Below are 22,588 nucleotides of genomic sequence, written 5' to 3'. Positions count from 1 at the left end.
CGCCATCTCAGGTGCGTCGCAGATCGATCCGGCTGGTTACCACGCTCTTCCCAGTTTTCGGGTCGACGTCGGTAACGGTGAGCCGCATGCCGTCCTCGCCGTTCTTCTCGACTGTGAGCTGCGCCTTGCGATCGCCGTTGACGTCCTTCGCCCAGCTTATGCCGAGATTGATGGCATTGCCCGAGCGGCTGCCGTTGAGCTGTGCCGGCCCGGTGCGGGACCCGACATAGACACCGGTGTATTTCGCCCCGCTCGACTTCAGATCGGCGCTGATGGCGCGTGTCACCACGACAAGCCCGCGGCACTTGCCGTCCAGCGACAGCGAGGTCGATGTCGCGTCGGAATTGAACGTGCAGGAAACATTCACCGTCGGCGCCTCGGTGGTGACCTTGACGATGCCCTTGCCGGCGAAACTCCCCTGGAACGAGCGGAGAAAATCGGCGTCGTCGGCATGAGCTGCACCCGCCGCTGCCGTCAGGCAACCGGCAAGTAGAAATAGCGCGAATGAATTCATCATAACCTTCCCTCCCCCTATCACAGACAAAGAATTTCCAAGGAAATCAGGCAATATCCAGAATCAACGCTTGTCGCCGGGGCAGGTTCCACTTTCAACATGACCGTTTTGCAACGCGCCGCTTCTGGTCCAGTCGAATGCGACGACTAACGGTTGCAGTGAAGGCCCCCGCTTGCGACATAGCGCGCATGGCACCCTCACCCTCGATCCCCAAGGCTGCGTTCTGGATGGCGCTGTCGGTCGCCTCCTTTCTGGCGATGTCGGTCGCCGGCCGTGCCACGACGGCCGAGCTCAACGTCTTCCAGGTGCTGGAACTGCGTTCGGTGATCGGCCTTCTCATCCTGCTGCCACTGGTGATGATATCAGGTGGTTTTGCAGCGATGCGCACGGAGCGCCCCATCGCCCACATCGCCCGCAACGTCATCCACTACACAGGCCAGGCAGCATGGCTTTACGCCCTGACGCTGATTCCGTTGGGCGTGCTGATCTCGATTGAATTCACGACACCCATCTGGACGGCCATTCTGGCCGTTGGCTTCCTCGGCGAAAGGCTCTCCAGGCCGAGACTTGCGGCGATCGTGCTCGGGCTGATCGGCGTGGTGATCATCGTGCGTCCAGGCATCGGCGCCGTTAACCCGGGATATGTTGTCGTGCTGGGCGCCGCGGTCTGCTTCGGCACCTCGGTGGTCATGGTCAAATCGCTGACGCGGACGGACAGCGTCGTGCGCATCATCTTCTGGATGCTGGTCATCCAGTCGATTCTCGGCCTCGTTCCAGCGCTCTACGAATGGCGCAACCCGCCACTCGAGCTGTGGCCGTGGATACTGCTGATCGCTTTCACCGGCATGTCGTCGCACTTTTGCATGGCCCGGGCGCTTGGCTATGCCGACGCCACGGTCATCTCGCCGATGGATTTCCTGCGCGTGCCACTGTCGGCGCTGATCGGCTGGCTGCTCTATCACGAGCAGATCGACGTCTTCACCGCCGGTGGCGCCTTGCTGATCCTGATGGGCAATCTGCTCAATCTGCAACGCAAAGCGACGAAGCCGGCGGAGATCGCAGCATCATAATTTCTAAGGACTCAATCGCCGTCGTCAGGGATCTTGAGAAGATGCCCGCACGCCTTGCAGTGGACCGCGTCGGGCTCATGTCGCTGCAGGCCGCATTGCGGACAAGGAAAAAAGACCTTGGCGGGGCGGAAGAGTGCCTGCGCCAGCCTGACGAACAGCGATATGCCGATGATCATGGTGGCGATCGCGGTGAGCTTGCCTGATATTCCCGGCAGGACGATGTCGCCGAAGCCGGTCGTAGTCACCGTGGCGACGGTAAAATACAGCGCGTCGATATAGCCCTCGAGACCAGCCTGGGTGCGGAAGAAGAAGGTGTAGACGAAGCCGGTAATGACAAACAGGAAGGTCAGGAGATTGATGACTGCATGGCTGGCCTCACGCCATCGTCTGAGGCCACGCATCTCCAAATGCCGCCATAGCGCACCGCTGCGCGACAGCGACCACAATCTGAGGATGCGCAGGAAACCCAGATTGGCCAGTGCCGTAGGCATCAGCAGCGTCAGCAGGATGAAGACATCGATCCACGACGCCGGCTGCTTGATCAGGCGCAGCATGTCGTTGGAGGCAAGCAACCGGGCGGCCATGTCGGCGGCAACAAGCGCCGCCACCGTGTAATCGAGCCAAAGGAAAGAGGACGACTGCTGAATGACCGGTGTGGCGATGAAGAAGCCGATGATGGCGAGGTCGATGATGATGGCCACAAGCTGAAACCGGAAAGCCGCAGGCGTGCGCCCGTGATAGAGCTTGCGCAACATGCCGCGCAGCCGCGCCAAGGCTGAGAGATCCTGCGCTCCGTCCTTGTCAGCTACCTTCATGACGACTGCGATAGCGTTCGCCGCGACAGCCGTCCAGTGGCCGAGCAGACCCGTCTAGGCCAAGATGCACCGTCAGTCCCGGCAAAAGATGTCTGCCCAGCGATCAAACCGGCCTGGCCTCGACGACACTGATGCGTGGTCCCGCCTGGATGATGTCGGTCACCTCGAAGCCGCCCTTTGCCAGCAGCGATTTGAACTCTTCGGCCGTCCGTTCCTGGCCATCAGGCGCGACCAGCATGTTGAGGTCGGAGAATTTGGCATTCGCCCCTTGATTTGCCGGCTCAAGCACGGCCTCAAACACCAGCAACTTGCCGCCTGCACGGATCGCCTGGCGGCAGTTTTTCAGGATGGCGACGTTGGTCTCGTCGTCCCAATCATGCAGTATCCATTTGAGCAGCAGCGCGTCTGCCCCCGCAGGCAACTCGGCGAAGAAATCACCTCCGACGATCTCGCAGCGATCGGCAACGCCTTTCGCCGCCATCATCGAAGCGGCCGGCGCCACCACATGCGGCTGGTCGAAAAGAATACCGCGGCTGCCGGGGGTCGCGGCAAGGACTTCGGCAAGCAGCGTCCCTTGGCCGCCGCCGACATCCATGATGACCGGAAACGGCGAAAAATCATACGCCGCCAGGATGGAAGCCGCCACGCCGCGCGAATTCGCTGCCATGGCACGATCGAAGATGGCGGACTCCTCGGGATGCTCGGCCCGGTACTCCCAAACGCCTTTGCCATGTGCGTAACGGAAAGCGTTCTTGCCGGTCTGGATGCTGTACAGCAGCTCGCTCCACGCCTCCCGGTAGTAGGGCCTGCCGACAAAGGCCGCCCAGGGCGCGGCCGAATACTCGGCATCGGAGCGCAAGGCGCCGCCAAGCGGCGTCAGCGAGAACTGCCCGTCCTCTGCCTCGTGAAATACGCCGACCGCCGAAAGCGCCCGCAGCAATCGGTAGAGCGCGCGCGGATTTGTGTCGGTCAGGCTTGCCAAATCTGCAGCCGAACGCTTGCCGTCCTTAATGTGGTCGGCAATCCCGAGCGTCGCGGCGACGCAAATCGCTTGCGACACCCGGTACCCATTGACCATCCGTGTCAACTCGAAAGCTGCTGTCCGTTCGTCCATGGCGCACCCCTATGCCGCCGACAGTCAGATGTCTCAGGTCCTACACAAGTTCCACTTCCACCACGCCCTGCACTGCTCGCATGGCGGATGCGATTTGTGGCGAGACGCGATACCCACCTGGCAAAGCGATCTCGACCTCGCCTTGCGCCTCTCCTTTCAGGACAATAATGCTGACCTGACTGTCGCCCCGCTGTTTGAGCTGCGATTGAATGATCGACGCTGGCCCGTCGTCCCTGACAAAGATGCGCAGCGCCTTCTGGACGCGGCTTGCCTCGTCCTCCAGCGATTGCACCGAGTTGATGCGCAAATTGACGCCTTCCGGCCTGTCTTCGGCCGAAACGGTGATCACCACCGAGCGCCCGGGCTCCAATAGGTCACGATATTGCGCCAGGCCTTCGGAAAACAGCACCGCCTCGTACTGGCCCGAATTGTCGGAGAACTGCACGACGCCCATCTTGTTGCCGGTACGGGTCTTCCGTTCCTGCTTGGTGGTGACGGTGCCGGCAAGCCGGCCGGCGGCAGCACCCCGTTTGACGGCGGCCGAGAATTCGGCCCAGTTCTGCACCCGCATCTTTTGCAGCGCCGCTCTATATTCGTCGAGCGGGTGCGCCGAGAGATAGAAGCCGACCACCTGGAATTCGCGGTGCAGCCGGTCGGCGGCGAGCCATGGCTCGGCTGCTGGCAGATTGAGCGCCTGCGACTGGGCTCCAAGCGAGGCGCCAAAAATGTCGACCTGGCCGGAGACGGCATTCTGCTGCGCCAGCGACGCCAGGCCCATCATCCGTTCGACGCCCGCCATCATCGCGGCGCGATCATGCCCGAAACAGTCCAGCGCGCCGGCCATGATCAGGCTTTCGAAAACGCGCTTGCCGACGATCTTCGGGTCGACCCGCTCGCAGAAGTCGGCGAGACTCTTGAACGGCTTTTCGCCGCGCGTCGCGACGATATGCTCGACCGCCGCGTCGCCGACGCCCTTGAGTGCTGCCAGCGAATAGAAGATCTTGTTCTCGCCAACCTCGAAGGCGCGGAAACTGGTCATCACCGACGGCGCCACGACTTCGATGCCGAGGCGCAGCGCATCCTGGCGGAAATCGGCGAGCTTGTCGGTGTTGCCCATGTCGAGCGTCATCGACGCCGCCAGGAACTCGACCGGATAATGCGCCTTGAGATAGGCCGTCTGGTAGGAGACGACCGCGTAAGCCGCGGCATGTGATTTGTTGAAGCCGTAGTCGGCGAACTTTGCCAGAAGGTCGAAGATGAAGTCGGCCTGCGGCTTGCCGACGCCCCTCTCGACGGCGCCCGAGACGAAACGCTCGCGCTGCTTGTCCATCTCTGCGCGGATCTTCTTGCCCATGGCGCGGCGCAGCAGGTCGGCTTCGCCGAGCGAATAGCCGGCAAGCTCCTGCGCGATCTGCATGACCTGTTCCTGGTAGACGATGACGCCTTGCGTCTCCTTCACCAGATGGTCGATCTTCGGGTGGATCGAGGCCATCTCCTCCTCGCCATGCTTTCTGGCGTTGTAGGTCGGGATGTTCTCCATCGGGCCTGGCCGATAAAGAGCGACCAGCGCGATAATGTCCTCGATGCAGTCGGGCCGCATGCCGATCAGCGCCTTGCGCATGCCGGCACTTTCCACCTGGAACACGCCGACCACCTCGCCGCGCGACAGCATGGCGTAGGTGTCAGGATCGTCGAGCGGAATGCGGGCAAGGTCGATTTCGATACCGCGGCGGCGGATCAGCTTGACCGCCGTCTCCAGCACCGTCAGTGTCTTCAGGCCCAGGAAATCGAACTTCACCAACCCGGCCTGCTCGACATATTTCATGTTGAACTGGGTGACCGGCATGTCCGAGCGCGGATCGCGATACATCGGCACCAGTTCCGACAGCGGCCGGTCGCCGATGACGATACCAGCGGCGTGCGTCGAGGCGTGGCGGTAGAGGCCTTCCAGCTTCTGAGCCATGTCGAGCAGCGTCTGGACGATCGGCTCCTTCTCGGCCTCCTCGGCAAAGCGCGGCTCGTTGGCGATGGCATCGGCGAGCTTGACCGGGTTGGCCGGGTTCGACGGCACCATCTTGGAGAGCTTGTCGACCTGGCCGTAAGGCATCTGCAGCACGCGGCCGACATCGCGCAGCACCGCGCGGGCCTGCAGCGTACCGAAAGTGATGATCTGGCCGACCTGGTCGCGGCCGTATTTCTGCTGGACGTAGCGGATGACCTCCTCGCGCCGGTCCTGGCAGAAATCGATGTCAAAGTCGGGCATCGACACGCGGTCCGGATTGAGGAAGCGCTCGAACAGCAAGGAGAAGCGCAGCGGGTCGATGTCGGTGATGGTTGTCGAATAGGCGACCAGCGAGCCTGCGCCAGAACCGCGCCCCGGCCCCACCGGAATGCCTTGCGCCTTGGCCCATTTGATGAAATCGGCAACGATCAGGAAGTAGCCGGGGAACTTCATCTTCGTGATGATACCGAGCTCGAAATCGAGCCGTTCGCGATACTGCTCGACCGTATAGCCTGGCGTGGGACCGTGCGCCGCAAGCCGCGCCTCCAGCCCCTCATGCGCCTGGCGGGCCAGTTCGTCGGCCTCCGCCTTCACCGCGGCGTCATTGTCGGCGACATCGCCTCCGGTGAAGCGCGGCAGGATCGGATTGCGGGTCTTCGGATAATAGGAACAGCGCAGCGCGATCTCGACCGTGTTGTCGATCGCCTCCGGCAGATCGGCAAACAGCCGTGCCATGTCGGCCTGGCTTCTCAGGAAATTGTCGGGCGACAGGCGGCGGCGGTTATCGACGGCGACGACCGAGCCCTCGGCGATGGCGATCAGCGCGTCATGCGCCTCATAGTCTTCTCGCGAGGAAAAAAACGCCTCATTGGTGGCGACCAACGGCAGGTCGTGGCTATAGGCCAGATCGACCGTCGACTTCTCGATCGTGCGGTCGTAGCCGGAAACCCGATCCAGCTCGACATAGAGCCGGTCGCCGAACAGTACCTTGAGCGTGAGCAGCCGCTGCTCTGCAAGATCGCGGCGGTCTTCCTTCAAGGCAATGCCGATCGGGCCGCGCGGCCCGCCGCTGAGACAGATCAGCCCGTCGCAATGGCCCTGCAGCATCTCGGTCGTCAGATGCACGGCTTCGCCGGGCGGCGTTTCGAGATAGACCCGGCTGACCAGTCTGACCAGGTTGGAATAGCCAGCCTCGGTCGCCGCGATCAAAACCACCGGCCGCATGTCCGGGCCTTGCCGCCTGCGGTCACGCTGGCTGTCATTCGCTTCGCCGGAAAAGGCGAGAGCGGTCTGGCAGCCGATGATCGGTTGAATGCCCTCCTTCACCGCCTTCTGGGCGAATTCCAGCGCCCCGAACAAATTGTTGGTGTCGGTCACCGCGATAGCCGGGCACTCGTCCTTCACCGCATGGGCGACAACCGTGCCGAGCTGCAGGGCGCCTTCGAGCAGTGAATAGGCCGAATGCACGCGTAGATGGATGAACGGCCGCGATGCCACTTCCGGCCGCGCTGCCTTTACGGCTGCCTCGCGCAGCAACGGGTCGCGTGGAAGTCTGTCATCCGCCATGGTTTTCCGTACAGCCGCCGCCCAAGAGACTCAATCGGTAAAGATGTATTGTCCGGGACCGGGTGATACCAGTCCAGTACAAACGACCGCTGACCACAGGCTTGCGGTGACCTGCGCAGCCTGCCTCACGCGAATTCCATGATCACCGCATCGACGGCCAAGCTGTCGCCCGGCCTGGCGTTGAGCTTCGACACGATAAGGTCGCGCTCGGCGCGCAGCACGTTTTCCATCTTCATCGCCTCGACCACGGCCAGCGTCTCGCCGGCCTTGACCTCCTGCCCCTCGGCGACGGCGATCGACACGACAAGGCCGGGCATGGGACAGAGCAGCATCTTCGACGTGTCCGGCGGCACTTTTGCCGGCATCAGCCTTTCGAGTTCGGCCGTGCGCGGCAGCATGGCGCGCGCCGTCACCGACATGCCTTTCCAGGCAATACGCAACCCGTTCGGCACCGGCCTGATCTGCGCCACGATCCTGCGGTCGCCGACCGTGCCGCGCCAGATGAGATCGCCGGGCCGCCAGTTGGACGCCACCGTCAGCGCCTTGCCGCCATCGATCGACAGGTCGAGCTCCATCGGGATGGAGATCATGCCCTCGAGGATCGAGGCCGAAAGATAGTCCTCGCCGATCCTCACCACCCAGTCCCGCTTGAGAATGCCGGAATGCGGCGCCAGCCGTCCGCCCAGCCGATCGAGCCGGTCGCGGCGCAGCAATTCAACCGCGGTGGCGATCGACGCCAGCACCGCTTTTTCCTCATCATCCGGCACGATCGGCGCAAAGCCGTTGGGATATTCCTCGGCGATAAAACTGGTCGATATCAGCCCTTCCCGCCAGCGCGGATGCTGCATGAGTGCGGCCAGGAACGGTATGTTGTGCTCGATGCCGTCGACGACAAAACTGTCGAGCGCCTCCGACATGGCGTCTATCGCCGCGATTCGCGTCGGCGCCCAGGTGCAGAGCTTGGCGACCATCGGATCATAGAACATCGAAATCTCGGACCCTTCGGTGACGCCGGTATCGTTGCGGATGACGACATCGCCGAACTTTCCCTCTTCCGGCGGCCGGTATCTGGTCAGCCGACCGATCGAGGGCAGGAAATTGCGATAGGGATCCTCGGCATAGAGACGGCTTTCGACCGCCCAGCCGTTCAGCTTCACGTCGCTCTGCTTGATGGCCAGCTTCTCGCCGGCCGCCACACGGATCATCTGCTCGACCAGATCGATGCCGGTGACGAGTTCCGTCACCGGGTGCTCGACCTGCAATCGCGTATTCATTTCAAGGAAATAGAAGTTTTTTTCGCTGTCGACGATGAACTCGACCGTGCCGGCGCTCTGGTAGTCGACAGCCTTGGCCAGCGCCACAGACTGCTCACCCATGGCTTTCCGGGTCTTGGCGTCGAGAAAAGGCGACGGCGCTTCTTCGGCGACCTTCTGGTTGCGGCGCTGGATCGAGCATTCGCGCTCGCCGAGATAAAGCGCATTGCCATGCCCGTCAGCCAGCACCTGGATCTCGATATGACGTGGATCGACCACGAATTTTTCGATGAATACGCGGTCGTCGCCGAACGAACTCTTGGCTTCCGAGCGCGCGCGATCGAAGCCGTCGCGCACCTCGGCCTTGCTCCAGGCGATGCGCATGCCCTTGCCGCCGCCGCCGGCCGAGGCCTTGATCATCACGGGATAACCGATCTCACCGGCGATCTTTTCCGCATGGTCGGCATTCTCGATGACGCCGAGCCAGCCGGGCACTGTGCTGACCTTAGCTGCATTGGCAAATTTCTTCGATTCGATCTTGTCGCCCATCGCCTTGATCGCCTTGGGCTTCGGGCCGATGAAGACGATGCCTTCAGCCTCCAGCGCCTCGCAAAAGGCTGCGCGCTCCGAGAGAAAGCCGTAGCCGGGATGCACGGCCTGAGCGCCCGTCTCCTTGCAGGCGGCGATGATCTTCTCCGGCACCAGATAGCTCTGCGCGGCAGGCGACGGCCCGATATGCACGGCCTCGTCGGCCATTTCGACATGTACGGCGTCGCGATCGGCATCGGAATAGACCGCGACGGTGGCGATGCCCATCTTGCGCGCCGTCTTGATGACACGGCAAGCGATCTCGCCACGATTGGCGATCAGGATTTTCGTGAACATGCGGATGTCATTCCTCCGGCGAAGCGGTCCAGTTCTATGGACTATCCCGTGATGTCTCAAGTGCCGGAGTGGCCGGCGCGAAACCGGTTTTCAGAATGCCCCGCTTCAAAAATGCCCGCCTCAAAAATGCTTGTCGCGCTCGAATGGGCCGAAACGTATGCCGGAGGTGACCAGATAGGCTGCAGACCAGCCCATGATGAGAAAGCCGGTCACGCCTTCCAGCGAGGCGAGCAATTGCCATTGCTTCGCCGACGCAACGTCCGTGAAGCCGATCGTCGCGAACGCCGAGGTCGAGAAATAGAAGGCGGTGTCGAAATCGGCGAAGGCGCCGACGGCCAGCATGCCTAGCGCCCAGATGGCCATCTCGATGCACAACAGGATGAACATGCCGAGCGCCAGGACCGCCAGCGCCACCGCTTTCTCCGCCTGGCTGCCGTCGAGCAATGGATGAGCCAGCAAAAACGTGATCAGATGCGTCAGGGCAATCAGCCCGGCAGCATGGATCAGGAAGGTCAGCACGTCGAAAAACGTCGCAAGGAGGAGATTGGCCGCCATCGCCGAATTTTATAAGATTGATTTTGTGCTCACTACGACCGAAGAGCGGGCATTTCGCCACACTACAGGACGCAGTGGCACACTTTGATTTTGCGCATGATCCCGAGGAAATCGATTCCGATTTTCGGGGCCATGCGCTAGGCAGGCTTATGGCCCCGCCGAAACCTGAAACTTTATCGATTGCCTTGGGAGGAACTGCCTGATGAAAACCCGCGCCGCTGTCGCTGTTGCCGCCGGAAAGCCGCTTGAGATCATGGAGGTCGACCTCGACGGTCCGCGCGACGGCGAGGTTCTGGTCGAAATCAAGGCGACAGGCATCTGTCACACCGATGAATTCACGCTGTCGGGCGCCGATCCGGAAGGCCTGTTTCCGGCCATTCTCGGCCATGAGGGCGCCGGTGTGGTGGTCGATGTCGGCAAGGGCGCCACGTCGGTCAAGAAGGGCGACCACGTCATTCCGCTCTATACGCCGGAATGCCGCCAGTGCCCGTCCTGCCTGTCGCGCAAGACCAATCTTTGTACCGCCATTCGCGCCACGCAGGGCCAGGGCCTGATGCCGGACGGCTCGTCGCGCTTCTCGATCGGCAAGGACAAGATCTTCCACTATATGGGCTGCTCGACCTTCTCCAACTTCACCGTGCTGCCCGAGATCGCGCTGGCCAAGGTCAATCCCGACGCGCCTTTCGACAAGATCTGCTACATCGGCTGCGGCGTCACCACCGGCATCGGTGCCGTCATCAACACCGCCAAGGTCGAGCAAGGCGCAACCGCCGTCGTCTTCGGCCTCGGCGGCATCGGCCTCAACGTCATCCAGGGGCTGAAGCTTGCCGGCGCGGACATGATCATCGGCGTCGACTTGAACAACGACAAGAAGCCCTGGGGCGAGAAGTTCGGCATGACGCATTTCGTCAATCCGAAGGAGATCGAGGGCGATATCGTGCCCCACCTCGTCAACATGACCAAGCGCGGCGCCGACCAGATCGGCGGCGCCGACTACACATTCGACTGCACGGGCAACACGAAAGTCATGCGCCAAGCCCTTGAATCGTCTCACCGCGGCTGGGGCAAGTCGGTCATCATCGGCGTCGCCGGCGCCGGCCAGGAAATCTCGACAAGGCCATTCCAGCTGGTCACCGGCCGCACCTGGATGGGCACCGCCTTCGGCGGGGCGCGCGGCCGCACCGATGTGCCCAGGATCGTCGACTGGTATATGGACGGCAAGATTCAGATCGATCCGATGATCACCCACACGTTGAAGCTCGAAGACATCAACAAGGGCTTTGACCTCATGCATGAGGGCAAGTCGATCAGGAGTGTCGTGATTTACTAGTGAAGGAGGTTCAAAATCGTGTTCGTATCCGCTTCGTCGACTTCGAAAAGTCGACGGTCCATCGAATACGGAATTTTGGCGAGGATCTGTGGCGTGGCTATAGGGCAAACAATCGCATTCAGATCGATTTGGGAGAGATCGATCATGCGACAGATGAAATCAGCTTTCTCGTACGCGATACCTTTTTGAACAGGAGACTGACCGAGGTGCATCGCTTGCTAAAAGTGCACCTCATGGAAAATGAAGCGGTCATTGACGTCGAAACGCCATGACCAACAAGGGAGGAAAAAATGCCTGAAAAACTGCATCCGAAAATCGACAATGGACTGCCCAAGGAAAGCGCAAGCTTTGCCGGCGGCACGCTGGTCTGCGCCTGCACCAGCAAGCCGGTGAAGGTGAAGGTCAAGGGTCAGATCGCCCACAACCATGCCTGCGGCTGCACCAAATGCTGGAAGCCGGAGGGTGCGCTGTTTTCGGTGGTCGCGGTTGCCGGTACGGGCGACGTGACGGTGACCGAGAACGGCGACAAGCTGAAGGTCGTCGATCCGAGCGCGCTGATCCAGCGCCACGCCTGCACCGGCTGCGGCGTCCACATGCACGGTCCGGTCGAGCGCGACCACCCGTTCAAGGGGCTCTCCTTCATTCATCCAGAGCGCTTCGAGGAAGATGGCTGGTCGCCGCCAGGCTTCACCGCCTTTGTCTCGTCGATCATCGAATCCGGTGTCGATCCAGGCCGCATGGACGGCATCCGGGCGCAGTTGAAGTCGATTGGCCTCGAACCCTATGATTGCCTCAACCCCGGCCTGATGGACTACATCGCCACCTGGACCGCGAAGAAGTCCGGCGCGCTGCCGGCCTAGCGACAACCCGACGACATTAATGGGGCCGGGCATCTCTCCCGGCCCCATATTCTTTTGGGACCAACGATGCCAGCACCTGCCATTTACGTCGACGCCGACGCCTGCCCGGTCAAAGCCGAGGTCGAAAAGGTGGCCGAGCGCCATGGTGTTATCGTCACCTTCGTCTCCAATGGCGGACTGCGGCCATCTCGCGATCCGATGATCCGCAATGTCGTCGTCTCCAAGGGCGCCGACGCCGCCGACGACTGGATCGTTGACAACGCCCGGCCCAACGACATCGTGGTGACTGCCGATATCCCGCTTGCCGCCCGCACTGTGGCGCTTGGCGCCCATGTGCTCGGGCCGACGGGGCGTCCGTTCACGCCGGAGACGATCGGCATGGCGGTGGCGATGCGCGACCTCAAGCAGCATCTGCGCGAGACCGGCGAAAGCAAGGGCTATAATGCGAGCTTCGCGCCGCAGGACCGTTCGCGGTTTCTCGGCGAACTCGACCGCATCTTGCGGCGTGCGCTGAAAACCGCCACATCTGGCTAAAGCCATGGCCGCCGAAACGCCCATCAAGACACCCTTGCACCGGCACATGCAATTCGCGGTGTCGGCCTGTATTGGCATCATCGCGCTGATCGTCGCACTGATCCTGCGAGCGCCCCTCGCCTATTCGATCGGCGCCAACGCGTTCTTTGCCGCCTACATCATCCTCGTCGTCGCCCAGATGCCGCGGCTCACGGGCCGCTATCTCAGCAAGAATGCGCGCGCCACCGATCAGCCGGTGCTGGTCATCTTCGCCGTCACGCTTGTCGTCGTCGGTGTCGCCACCATCTCCTTGTTCCAGCTCATCAACACGAAAGACAGCAAGCAGCTCCTCGGGTTGCTGTTTGCGCTCGCTTCGATCCCGCTCGGCTGGTTCACTATCCATGCGATGGCGGCGCTCCATTACGCGCATGTCTACTGGATGGACGATGAAGAGACCGGCAGCAAATCTAAGGAGAAAAAGCCTGTCGGCGGCCTCGAATTCACCGGTAAGGAGCAGCCGGACGGTTGGGATTTCCTCTATTTCTCGGCCACCGTCGGCATGACCTCGCAAACCTCCGATACCCAGGTCTCGACCACGCAAATGCGTCGCATCGTGCTTCTGCATTCGATCGTGTCGTTCTTTTTCAATACGGTTATCGTCGCGGCCGCCGTCAACCTGGCCGTCAGCCTCGGCAGCCCTTAATATCGAGCGGCCCGTAATAATTCCGTGATCGGATGAAACATCACTTTGGCTGGCAGCGTATTGGGAGGAGAAGTACTGGTAAGGCCGGCTGAGCGGTCGAGAGGACGAGACAAATGGAATCGTTTGCCAGAAGCCAACCCATCGCCGGCGCGGACACCGCCCCATCGAAGGATGCGACGCTGATCTATCGGCAGTCGCGCTGGACGCGGCTGACGCACTGGCTCTGGGCGATCTCGCTGTTCTTCATGCTGCTTTCCGGCCTGCAGATATTCAACGCCCGCCCCCAGCTCTATATCGGCAAGGAATCCGGCTTCACCTATAACAACACCGTCTTCGCCATCGGCGCGGAGAACACCGCAACCGGTCCCCGCGGCTACACCGAAATCTTCGGCAAGCGTTTCGACACGACAGGCGTGCTTGGCTGGTCCGGGCCGGCCGGTCAGGAAACGTCCCGCGCCTTTCCATCCTGGGCGACAATCCCGTCCTACTACGACCTCGGCACCGCCCGCGTCGTGCATTTCTTTTTCGCCTGGATACTGTCGACGACGCTGATCGTGTGGTTGGTCGCCAGCCTGATCAATGGCCATCTACGCCGCGATCTCGCCCCGCGCATCGACGATCTCAAGCGCCTGCCGCGGGACATCATCGACCACGCCAAGCTCAAATTCCACCACACCCGCGAATACAACACGCTGCAGAAAATGGCCTATGGCGGCGTGCTGTTCGTGCTTTTGCCGCTGATGATCATCACCGGCCTCGCCATGTCGCCGAGCATGAATGCGGTGCTGCCGTTCCTCAACGACCTCCTGGGCGGCCGGCAGACCGCGCGCACCATCCATTTCATCGTGATGGTGCTGCTCGTCGGCTTCTTCATCATTCACATGCTGATGATCCTCGCCGCCGGCCCGATCAACGAATTGCGCTCCATCATCACGGGCTGGTACCGAACCGATCCGCCGGCGCATGACGGAAAATCGTCAGAAAGGAGCGTCTGACATGCCAAAGTTCCAGATCGGCCCCAAGCTACAGATAAGCAGACGGAAATTCCTGACCTCGGCCAGCCTCGGCGTATCGGGCATCATGTTGTCGGGTTGCGATGCGTTCGACAGCCAGCTTGGCGTCGGCGACGGCCTGCGCAGCTTCCTCGAAGGCGCCAACGACCTGACGCATCGCGCGCAACGCCTGCTTGCCGGTCGCGATTCGCTGGCGCCGGAATTCACCGAAGCTGACATCCGCCAGCCGCAGCGCCCGAACGGCATCACCGCGCCGGACGACGATACCTACAAAGGCCTGCTCGCCAATGATTTCGCGGACTGGCGGCTGGAAGTTACAGGCCTCGTCGAAAAGCCGCTGTCGCTGAGCCGGGAGCAGCTCATGAACATGCCGAGCCGCACGCAGATCACCCGCCACGACTGCGTCGAAGGCTGGAGCTGTATCGCCAAATGGACCGGCACGCCGCTGTCCCTGGTGCTGGACCAGGCGGTGGTCAAGCCACAGGCGCGCTACGTCATGTTCCATTGCCTCGACACGATCGAGCGCAGCCTGTCCGGCGACATCAAATATTATGGCACGATCGACCTGATCGATGCCCGCCACCCGCAGACGATCCTGGCCTATGGCCTGAACGGCAAGCCGCTGCCGGTCGAAAACGGCGCACCGCTGCGTGTCCGCGTCGAGCGCCAGCTCGGCTACAAGATGCCGAAATACCTCACCAAAATCGAACTGGTCGACAGTTTCGCCACAGTCGGCGGCGGCCGAGGCGGCTATTGGGAGGACAATGGCTACGACTGGTATGGCGGTATTTGAACGCAGAGCATGATCCCGAAAAGATAGGGGCGACGTCCGGCTCTAACCGTTGTCGCCATCGTCGCCGTCGCTCCGCAGCGCAGGGTTCAGGTCCGGATTGTCATCGGGAGTGACGAGTTTGCCCAGCCCGTGCGGCCCCTGATAGTTGCCATGGGTATCGAAATTGGGATTGCCCTGATTGTCGAATTGCGGCGTCGGATCGACCCATTGACTGTCATGGCGCTGGCGCGGCCTCGGATAATAGTTATCGGAATGATGGCGATGCGAATTGCTGTTGTCGAGAATGGCGCCGACCACGCCGCCAACGATGATTGCCGCCGCCACGTCCCCGGCAGAAGGGTTGCGGCCGGAGCCTGCGACCGCGAATTCGGCCGAGCAGCCATTGTCGACCCAGATGCCGCCGCCATCATAACCCCAGCTTTTTCCGTACTGACAACGCGCCTTAGAAAGCCGTGACGTCAATTGCACGCCGCGACGCGTATCGACACCGCAATAGGAGTAGCGGTAGTCAGCGCTGGAGCAGACCACGCGTTTGACGCCCGCCGCCTGCGCTGCGCCCGGCAACAAGGAGAGCTTCGCCGGATTGCCCAGGGCGCAGGCCAGGAACATCATCGAACCGGTAATCGCCATCCGTGCCGACATCGCAAGTCTCCATCAGGGTTCGCTATCGACAGAATGGCACCTCTGTGTAAATCTGACAACCGGACGGACTGCAGCGAGGTTACATTCATGCGCGCTAAGATGATCGCCACGACTATACTTGCCCTTTCCGCCTGGTTGGCTCTGACGCTGCTGCCCGCCCGCGCGGACGACAGCCTCAAGCGCATCATCGACCAGAAGACACTGACGGTCGGCGTGGCGCTCAATCCGCCATGGATCCTCAAGAAAGCCGACGGGAAATTCGTAGGCTACGACGTCGACCTGACCAACGCGCTCGCTTCCGACCTGGGCGTCGACCTGAAGCTGGTCGAAGTGCCCTGGAACGACCTCAAGACACGGTTGCTCAAGGGCGATTTCGACATGATCGCGGCGGGCTACGCCAGCACGCCTGAACGCGCCCGCGAAGTGGTGTTCTCCGACAAGACCGGCACCGCCGATATCCGCATGGTGGCGACGATCGCCAGCCTCGGCAAAAAGCCGGGAAAGGCATTGCGGACGCCCGGGTACAAGATCGCCGTACTCTCCAATTCCACGGATGAAGCCGCCGCGAAGGAAGCCTTTCCCAAGGCGACGATCCTCTCCTTCGACAATACGGCCGATGTCTTTGCCGCGATCATCGGCGGCGAGGCACAGGCGATGGTCGCCACCTCGCCGACGCCGCAGATGGCGGCCAGGCTTTATGATGCGAAGTTGACAATGGTCGGCGGACCACTGTTGCGGACGCCGGAGGCGTTTGCCTTACGGCCGGACGATGTCCGCCTCATCCAGTACGTCAACAACTGGATCGGCGCGCGCACCGCCGACGGCACCATCGGCGGCGTGCGCCGCTACTGGTTCGATAGCTTCAAATGGATGTCGCGCTTCGACACCGGCAAGCCCGAGCCAGCCAAACAATAGGTTGGCAATCTTTCGCGCGACCGATTCCCTGGCCAGGACGACGCTTGCAACTGTCCAGGCTGTGTTGAGATTCAGGTCAGGCCGAGCCGAGAACGATGGTTTTCCGAGAACCGGAGCGCAGCGTACTTTGGTACGCGAGCACCGGAAGCGCAGGAAACCGCCGTTCGCAGGCCGGCATCACCTGAATATCGATACACCCTAAGCGACCTTGTCGATCAGCGGCTTCAGCGCCGGATGGATTTCCGGCGCGGCGTGCTTGATCAGCGTCAGCAGCGCCCGCTCGTTCTCATGCAGCGGCCGGTCGCCGATATGTTCGGCCAGCCACTTCGCCTCGCCGGCGTCGACCGTTTCGGCGCGGCGAGCCAGCGCCTCGGCTGCCTTGTTCTTCGATTCCCACTCGGCCTCGATATCGCCCGGCGCGCGATAGGCTTCCAGGATACCGGCAAGCCCGCCTGACACCATGCGGTTGAAGAAACCGCCAATTTCCGGTTCGGCCTGCTCGAAGAACGAATCCTGGCGCAGTGCCACGTCGCGCATCGGCGCCTCGTAGCCGGCCGAGCACATGACGAAATTGGCGATCGCCTTGACGAACAAATCGTTCCAGGACGGATCGTTGCTGGCCGCGGCTGTCTGCTCATTGATGCTGAATAGCACCTCCGCCTCGGCGCGGGTGATGGCAATATTGCCGTCGCCGCCATAGGCGTAAAGGATACGGCGCAGCAGCTCGACTTCCGCCTTGGCTATCCTGCCGGGAACCAGCTTGCCGCCGTGCATGAGCGGGCCCTTGCCGTCGATAACGGCGTGGGCGACCTGTTCCAGCGCATAGGCGCAAAGCCGGTTCGGCGAGGACTTCGCCTTTTCCAGCACATGCACCAGCAGTTCAAGCTCGGTGCGGCTGTCGACCATGCCATCGCGCGAAATCGTCCGCACCAGCCAATCGGCATTGTCTTCTGAGACATAGCCCGCCGGTTTCTCTTGATGGACAATGTAGTCGGTGACGGCCTCGACGAAGAAGTCGGGCCATTCCGCGCATTTGTCCTTGGCCGTCGCATCGAGCGCAAACAGTGCCTCGGCCTCGCCGCGGCTCACCACGCCGTCGCCGAACACCTCGCGGCGCAGCATCACCACATCTTCAGCCGTGATACGATTTATCGACGTCAGCCCGGCCACCGGCGCGCTCATGATAAGTTCGCCCATCTTTTTCGTTCCCGTCCATCGCCGGCAACGCCGGTCCCAAGCACCATAGCGATCCCTATATCAGCAATGTCTTGAGAAACCGCCAAACGGCGTGGTTAGCGAAGACTTGTCGGTCAATGCATGTCGCCCAAAAAGTGTGCAGCGGTTTTGGGTAAACGACATGCATCAAGACAAAAGTCTAAAGCGCGGCGCCTGAATCCGTTCAGTGCGACGCGCTTTAGATGTCGCTGGCAGGTGACAAGGTGTCGTTCACGGGCTATGGATGACGAGTCGAGGGCTCATCGTTTGAGTCCTACCTGTTTGCGGGAGAGAGCAGCGAGAGCTGCCGCCGAAGGGGAAATCGCCCGAAATCTCTCAGGCAAAAGAACCGTAGACGGGAAAGACACTCTGGAAAGTCGGGGCTTGCCCCCGCGCCGAAGGTGTAAGCGCTGCCGACAGAGTTACGGGGCGCGAGTCTCTCAGGCTTCAGACAGAGGGGCACGGACTGGTCGCCATCAGCGGCCGATTGCGTGCGACTCTGGAGATGACATGACGGGCGACGATATCAAACACCTTCCCCTCGAGGATTTGCATAGCGCAGCCGGCGCGCGCTTTGGCGCTTTCGCCGGCTGGTCGATGCCGCTGACCTATCCGGCCGGCGTGATGAAGGAACATCTTCACACCCGCGAGCACGCCGGCCTGTTCGACATCTCGCACATGAAGCTGTTCGAGGTCAGTGGTCCTGACGCCGCCAGACTCCTCAACCGTGCCTGCCCACTAGATGCCGGCGCACTCGATATCTCCCAGTCCAAATACACCTTCTTCCTCAACGAGGCCGCCGGCATCATCGACGATCTGATCGTCACAAGGCTCGGCGACGAGCGCTTCATGGTCGTCGCCAATGCCGGCAACGCCGCCACCGACGAGAAGCACTTGCGCGCGCTGGCTGGGGATTTCGACGCAAAGGCCGACGCACTCGACCGCGTGTTCCTGGCCATCCAGGGTCCCGAAGCATGGGCGGCCCTGGCCCGCGCCGGCATTGAGACCGGATCTCTGCTGTTCATGCACGGCATCGAGCCCAGGCAAAACTGGTTCATGAGCCGCTCCGGCTACACCGGCGAAGACGGTTTCGAGATCGGCCTGCCGGAGGCGGACGCGCGGAATCTCGTCGCCAGACTGCTCGAAGACGAACGCGTGCTTTGGATCGGCCTTGCCGCCCGCGACAGCTTGCGGCTGGAAGCCGGGCTCTGCCTGCATGGCCAGGACATCACGCCGGAGATCGACCCGGCCAGCGCCGGGCTGATGTGGGCGATCCCCAAAGACATCCGCGCCACCGGGCCGTTCATCGGCGCCGATGCCTTGCGCGCAATAATTGAGCGCGGCCCGGCGCAAAAACGTGTCGGCCTGAAGCCAGAAGGTCGCCAGCCGGTGCGCGCCGGTGCGGCCCTGTTCGATGCGGACGGCAATCCCTCCGGCCATGTGACCTCGGGCGGCTTCGGCCCCTCGGCCGGCCACCCGGTCGCCATGGGCTATGTCCAGACTGCGCTGGCCAAACCCGGCACCAAGCTTTTCGCCGATGTGCGCGGGGCGAAAATCCCGATCGATATCAATCCCCTGCCCTTCACACCTCATCGTTACCGCAAAGGATAAGTCCCGATGGCAAAGACCTATTTCACCGAAGACCACGAATGGCTCCGCGTCGAAGGCGGCATCGCCACTGTCGGCATCACCGATTACGCCCAGGAGCAGCTCGGCGATCTCGTCTTCGTCGAATTGCCGGAGACCGGAAGAAAGCTGACCAAGGGCGATACGGCCGTCGTGGTCGAATCGGTCAAGGCGGCATCCGACGTCTATGCGCCTGTCGATGGTGAGATCACCGAAGCCAACGGCGCGCTGTCGTCGGACCCGTCTCTGGTCAATTCGGCGGCAACAGGCGACGGCTGGCTGTGGAAGATGAAGCTCGCCAATGAAAGCCAGCTCGAGGGCCTTCTCGATGAGGCCGGCTACCAGGCTCACATCGGTTGATATCAGGACATTGAACATGACCGTAGCAGCACCCTATCCCTTCTCAGCCCGCCACATCGGCCCCGGCCTCAACGATATCAGGGCCATGCTTGCCGTGATCGGCGTTCCCTCCGTCGAGACGTTGATCAGCCAGGCCGTGCCGAGATCGATCCGCCTCGACCAGCCGCTCGCCTTGCCCGCCCCGGCCAGCGAAGCGGAAGCGCTGGCCGAGCTTTCGGCGACCATGGCGAAAAATACCGTACTGAAGAGCTTTATCGGCGCCGGTTACCACGGCATCCACGTACCGCCAGTCATCCAGCGCAATCTGTTCGAGAACCCGGCCTGGTACACCGCCTACACGCCCTACCAGGCCGAGATCAGCCAGGGCCGGCTCGAAATGCTGTTCAACTTCCAGACCCTGGTCACCGAGCTGACCGGACTGCCGGTGGCATCGGCCTCGCTGCTCGACGAGGCGACGGCGGTGGCCGAGGCCGTCGGCATTGCTCTGCGCCACCATCGCGATAAGCGCACCAAGGTGGCGCTGGCCGGCACCCCGCACCCGCAAACCCTGGACGTCGTGCGCACCCGCGCCGAGCCGCTCGGCACCGAGGTCGACGGCGAAACGATCGACGACAACACGGCCGCCCTGCTCGTTTCCTGGCCCGATACATTTGGCGTCTATGGCGACCACAAGGCCGCAATCGAAAAGGCTCGTGCCAGCGGCGCGCTCGTCGTCTTCATCGCCGATCCGCTCGGCCTGACGCTGACCGACACGCCGGCAAAACTCGGCGCCGACATCGCCGTCGGTCCGATGCAGCGCTTCGGCGTGCCGATGGGCTTTGGCGGCCCGCACGCCGCCTATTGCGCCGTCTCCGACAAGCTGACGCGGCTGATGCCCGGCCGCCTCGTCGGCCAGTCGACCGACAGCAAGGGCCGCCCCGGCTATCGCTTAGCCTTGCAGACGCGCGAACAGCATATCCGCCGCGACAAGGCGACCTCCAACATCTGCACCGCGCAGGCGCTTCTCGCCAACATGGCAACGGCCTATGCGATCTGGCACGGCCCTGCGGGCCTACAGGCGATTGCGGGCCGCATCCACGCACTGGCCAATCGCCTGGCAACCGGCCTCAAGGCCTCAGGCGTTTCGGTGCTTGGCGCGAGCCGCTTCGACACCGTGACGGTGGAAGCAAAAGGCAAAGCCAAGGCGATTGCCGCCGCCGCCGAAAAGACCGGCCGGCTGCTGCGCGTCATCGACACCGACCATATCGGCATCAGTTTCGACGAGACCTCGACCGAGGCCGATCTGGACGCGATCGCCGCACTGTTCGGCGCCAAGGCCGACGCCGCCGGCGCCAGCACCTTACCCGGCAAGCCACGCGGCAAAGAGTTCCTCAGCCAGCCGGTCTTCCACGAAAACCACTCGGAAACCGAGATGATGCGCTTCCTGCGCCGGCTGGCCGACAAGGATTTGGCGCTTGACCGCGCCATGATCCCGCTCGGCTCCTGCACCATGAAGCTCAATGCCGCCGCCGAAATGATGCCGGTGAGCTGGCCAAGCGTCGCCAATCTGCATCCGTTCGCGCCGGCCAGCCATTCGGCGGGCTACCGCGCCATGGTCGGCGAACTGGAAGGCTGGCTGTCGGAGATCACCGGTTTCGACGCGGTCAGCCTGCAGCCCAATGCCGGCAGCCAGGGAGAGTATGCCGGATTGCTCGCCATCCGCGCCTATCATCGCTCGCGCGGCGAAGGCCATCGCACCGTCTGCCTGATCCCCTCCTCCGCGCATGGCACCAATCCGGCAAGCGCGGCGATGGCCGGCATGAGCGTCGTCGTCGTGCGCTGCTTGGAGGACGGCAATATCGACATGGACGATATGAGGGCCAAGGCCAATGAGCATTCCAAGAATCTCGCGGCGCTGATGTTCACCTATCCCTCGACGCATGGCGTATACGAGGAAGGGGCGCGCCATCTCTGCGCCCTCATTCACGAGCATGGCGGCCAGGTCTATTTCGACGGCGCCAACCTCAATGCGCTGGTTGGTCTCGCTCGGCCGGGCGACATCGGCGCCGATGTCTGCCATATGAACCTGCACAAGACCTTCTGCATTCCGCATGGCGGCGGCGGCCCAGGCGTCGGCCCGATCGGCGTCAAAGCCCACCTGAAGCCTTATCTGCCCGGTCACGTCACCGAAGGCTCGGCCCATGCCGTGTCGGCCGCACCCTTCGGCAGCGCTTCCATCCTGCCGATCACCTGGATGTACATCCGCATGATGGGCGCTTCTGGCCTGAAGCAGGCTACTGAGACCGCCATCATCTCGGCCAACTATGTGGCGACACGGCTCGCGCCGCATTTCCCGCTCCTCTACAAGGGCAGGCACGATCGCATCGCTCATGAATGCATCCTCGACACCCGCGTGCTCAAGGAGAGCTCCGGCATCAGCGTCGACGATATCGCCAAGCGCCTGATCGACTACGGCTTCCACGCGCCGACCATGTCGTTTCCGGTCGCCGGCACGCTGATGGTCGAGCCGACCGAATCCGAGCCCAAGCAGGAACTTGATCGCTTCTGCGAGGCGATGATTGCGATATCAGGCGAGGCGGCCAAGGTGGCGAAGGGCGAATGGCCCTTGGCCGACAATCCGCTGGTCAACGCGCCACACACCGCCGCCGAGGCGCTGGCTGGCGAGTGGACCCATCCCTATTCGCGGCTCGAGGCGGCCTATCCAGCCGGCAACGCCGATACTTCGGCAAAATACTGGCCGCCGGTATCGCGCATCGACAATGTCGCCGGCGACCGCAACCTCGTCTGCTCCTGCCCGCCACTGTCGGAGTATCTGGGCGCGGCGGAGTAGTCCGCCAGGCAACA

20 protein-coding genes and 1 riboswitch are annotated in these 22,588 nt (G+C 62.4%); of the genes, 12 read left to right on the top strand and 8 right to left on the bottom strand.

From position 1 onward, the window contains the following. Positions 1-7: 7 nt before the first annotated feature. Positions 8-514 carry a hypothetical protein gene (locus OHD62_RS27315; RefSeq protein ID WP_263790177.1) on the bottom strand — a complete coding sequence of 169 codons (507 nt, stop codon included), beginning with the start codon at positions 512-514 and terminating at the stop codon, positions 8-10. A gap of 188 nt (positions 515-702) precedes the next feature. Here OHD62_RS27315 and OHD62_RS27310 point away from each other — a divergent pair, with 188 nt between their 5' ends. After that, positions 703-1,584 carry a DMT family transporter gene (locus OHD62_RS27310; protein WP_263789205.1) on the top strand — a complete coding sequence of 294 codons (882 nt, stop codon included), beginning with the start codon at positions 703-705 and terminating at the stop codon, positions 1,582-1,584. 11 nt (positions 1,585-1,595) lie between these two features. On the opposite strand, the gene OHD62_RS27305 is transcribed toward OHD62_RS27310, so the two are convergent. The 5 genes from OHD62_RS27305 to OHD62_RS27285 form a co-directional block, all read right to left on the bottom strand. Beyond that, complete coding sequence (locus OHD62_RS27305; RefSeq protein WP_263789204.1) at positions 1,596-2,399, bottom strand: potassium channel family protein; 804 nt, start codon at positions 2,397-2,399, stop codon at positions 1,596-1,598. A gap of 103 nt (positions 2,400-2,502) precedes the next feature. Continuing rightward, the gene (locus tag OHD62_RS27300; RefSeq protein ID WP_263789202.1) at positions 2,503-3,513 is read right to left on the bottom strand and encodes an acetylserotonin O-methyltransferase; all 1,011 of its coding nucleotides are present in this window, start codon (positions 3,511-3,513) and stop codon (positions 2,503-2,505) included. 40 nt (positions 3,514-3,553) lie between these two features. Continuing rightward, positions 3,554-7,081, bottom strand: a complete 3,528-nt coding sequence (gene dnaE / locus OHD62_RS27295) for a DNA polymerase III subunit alpha (protein ID WP_263789200.1) — start codon at positions 7,079-7,081, stop codon at positions 3,554-3,556. A gap of 125 nt (positions 7,082-7,206) precedes the next feature. Beyond that, the gene (locus tag OHD62_RS27290; protein WP_263789199.1) at positions 7,207-9,219 is read right to left on the bottom strand and encodes an acetyl/propionyl/methylcrotonyl-CoA carboxylase subunit alpha; all 2,013 of its coding nucleotides are present in this window, start codon (positions 9,217-9,219) and stop codon (positions 7,207-7,209) included. 120 nt (positions 9,220-9,339) lie between these two features. Then, complete coding sequence (locus tag OHD62_RS27285) at positions 9,340-9,774, bottom strand: ion channel (RefSeq protein WP_263789196.1); 435 nt, start codon at positions 9,772-9,774, stop codon at positions 9,340-9,342. Positions 9,775-9,976: 202 nt separating this feature from the next. Between OHD62_RS27285 and OHD62_RS27280 the strand changes: the two genes are divergently transcribed. The 7 genes from OHD62_RS27280 (at position 9,977) to OHD62_RS27250 (ending at position 14,986) form a co-directional block, all read left to right on the top strand. Next, the gene (locus OHD62_RS27280; protein ID WP_263789193.1) at positions 9,977-11,104 is read left to right on the top strand and encodes an S-(hydroxymethyl)glutathione dehydrogenase/class III alcohol dehydrogenase; all 1,128 of its coding nucleotides are present in this window, start codon (positions 9,977-9,979) and stop codon (positions 11,102-11,104) included. Further along, positions 11,104-11,376: a hypothetical protein gene (locus tag OHD62_RS27275; RefSeq protein WP_263789191.1), complete on the top strand. Its 273-nt coding sequence runs from the start codon at positions 11,104-11,106 to the stop codon at positions 11,374-11,376. The genes OHD62_RS27280 and OHD62_RS27275 overlap by 1 nt, the downstream gene beginning before the upstream one ends. 18 nt (positions 11,377-11,394) lie before the next feature. Continuing rightward, a complete protein-coding gene (gene gfa, locus OHD62_RS27270; protein ID WP_263789190.1) occupies positions 11,395-11,964 on the top strand; it encodes an S-(hydroxymethyl)glutathione synthase in 570 nt (189 codons plus the stop codon). Positions 11,965-12,030: 66 nt separating this feature from the next. Next, positions 12,031-12,498 (top strand): YaiI/YqxD family protein, encoded by a 468-nt coding sequence (locus tag OHD62_RS27265; protein ID WP_263789189.1) that lies wholly within the window; start codon positions 12,031-12,033, stop codon positions 12,496-12,498. Between the two features lie 4 nt (positions 12,499-12,502). Beyond that, complete coding sequence (locus tag OHD62_RS27260) at positions 12,503-13,180, top strand: DUF1345 domain-containing protein (RefSeq protein WP_263789187.1); 678 nt, start codon at positions 12,503-12,505, stop codon at positions 13,178-13,180. 113 nt (positions 13,181-13,293) lie between these two features. After that, positions 13,294-14,175 carry a cytochrome b/b6 domain-containing protein gene (locus tag OHD62_RS27255; protein ID WP_263789184.1) on the top strand — a complete coding sequence of 294 codons (882 nt, stop codon included), beginning with the start codon at positions 13,294-13,296 and terminating at the stop codon, positions 14,173-14,175. 1 nt (position 14,176) lies between these two features. Next, the gene (locus OHD62_RS27250) at positions 14,177-14,986 is read left to right on the top strand and encodes a molybdopterin-binding protein (RefSeq protein WP_263789182.1); all 810 of its coding nucleotides are present in this window, start codon (positions 14,177-14,179) and stop codon (positions 14,984-14,986) included. A 42-nt stretch (positions 14,987-15,028) separates the two neighbouring features. Here OHD62_RS27250 and OHD62_RS27245 read toward each other — a convergent pair whose 3' ends face one another. After that, a complete protein-coding gene (locus OHD62_RS27245; protein WP_263789181.1) occupies positions 15,029-15,628 on the bottom strand; it encodes a DUF3011 domain-containing protein in 600 nt (199 codons plus the stop codon). Between the two features lie 87 nt (positions 15,629-15,715). On the opposite strand from OHD62_RS27245, the gene OHD62_RS27240 reads away from it, so the two are divergent. After that, positions 15,716-16,543, top strand: a complete 828-nt coding sequence (locus OHD62_RS27240; RefSeq protein WP_263789179.1) for a transporter substrate-binding domain-containing protein — start codon at positions 15,716-15,718, stop codon at positions 16,541-16,543. A 198-nt stretch (positions 16,544-16,741) separates the two neighbouring features. Here the strand turns inward: OHD62_RS27240 and OHD62_RS27235 are convergent, their stop codons facing one another. Beyond that, positions 16,742-17,740 (bottom strand): hypothetical protein, encoded by a 999-nt coding sequence (locus tag OHD62_RS27235; RefSeq protein ID WP_263789177.1) that lies wholly within the window; start codon positions 17,738-17,740, stop codon positions 16,742-16,744. A 293-nt stretch (positions 17,741-18,033) separates the two neighbouring features. After that, a riboswitch (glycine riboswitch) is annotated at positions 18,034-18,120 on the top strand. A gap of 148 nt (positions 18,121-18,268) precedes the next feature. Here OHD62_RS27235 and gcvT point away from each other — a divergent pair. From gcvT to gcvP, 3 genes are read left to right on the top strand one after another with little or no spacing between them, the layout of a single operon-like run. After that, complete coding sequence (gcvT, locus tag OHD62_RS27230) at positions 18,269-19,369, top strand: glycine cleavage system aminomethyltransferase GcvT (protein WP_263789176.1); 1,101 nt, start codon at positions 18,269-18,271, stop codon at positions 19,367-19,369. A gap of 6 nt (positions 19,370-19,375) precedes the next feature. Further along, a complete protein-coding gene (gene gcvH, locus OHD62_RS27225; RefSeq protein WP_263789175.1) occupies positions 19,376-19,744 on the top strand; it encodes a glycine cleavage system protein GcvH in 369 nt (122 codons plus the stop codon). A 16-nt stretch (positions 19,745-19,760) separates the two neighbouring features. Continuing rightward, the gene (gcvP, locus tag OHD62_RS27220; protein WP_263789174.1) at positions 19,761-22,574 is read left to right on the top strand and encodes an aminomethyl-transferring glycine dehydrogenase; all 2,814 of its coding nucleotides are present in this window, start codon (positions 19,761-19,763) and stop codon (positions 22,572-22,574) included. The last annotated feature ends 14 nt before the right edge of the window (positions 22,575-22,588 follow it).

The organism is Mesorhizobium sp. YC-39 (assembly GCF_025753795.1).
Lineage (GTDB): Bacteria > Pseudomonadota > Alphaproteobacteria > Rhizobiales > Rhizobiaceae > Mesorhizobium.
The sequence above is the reverse complement of the archived record's forward strand: the minus strand, read 5'-3'. Positions and strand labels throughout refer to the sequence as shown.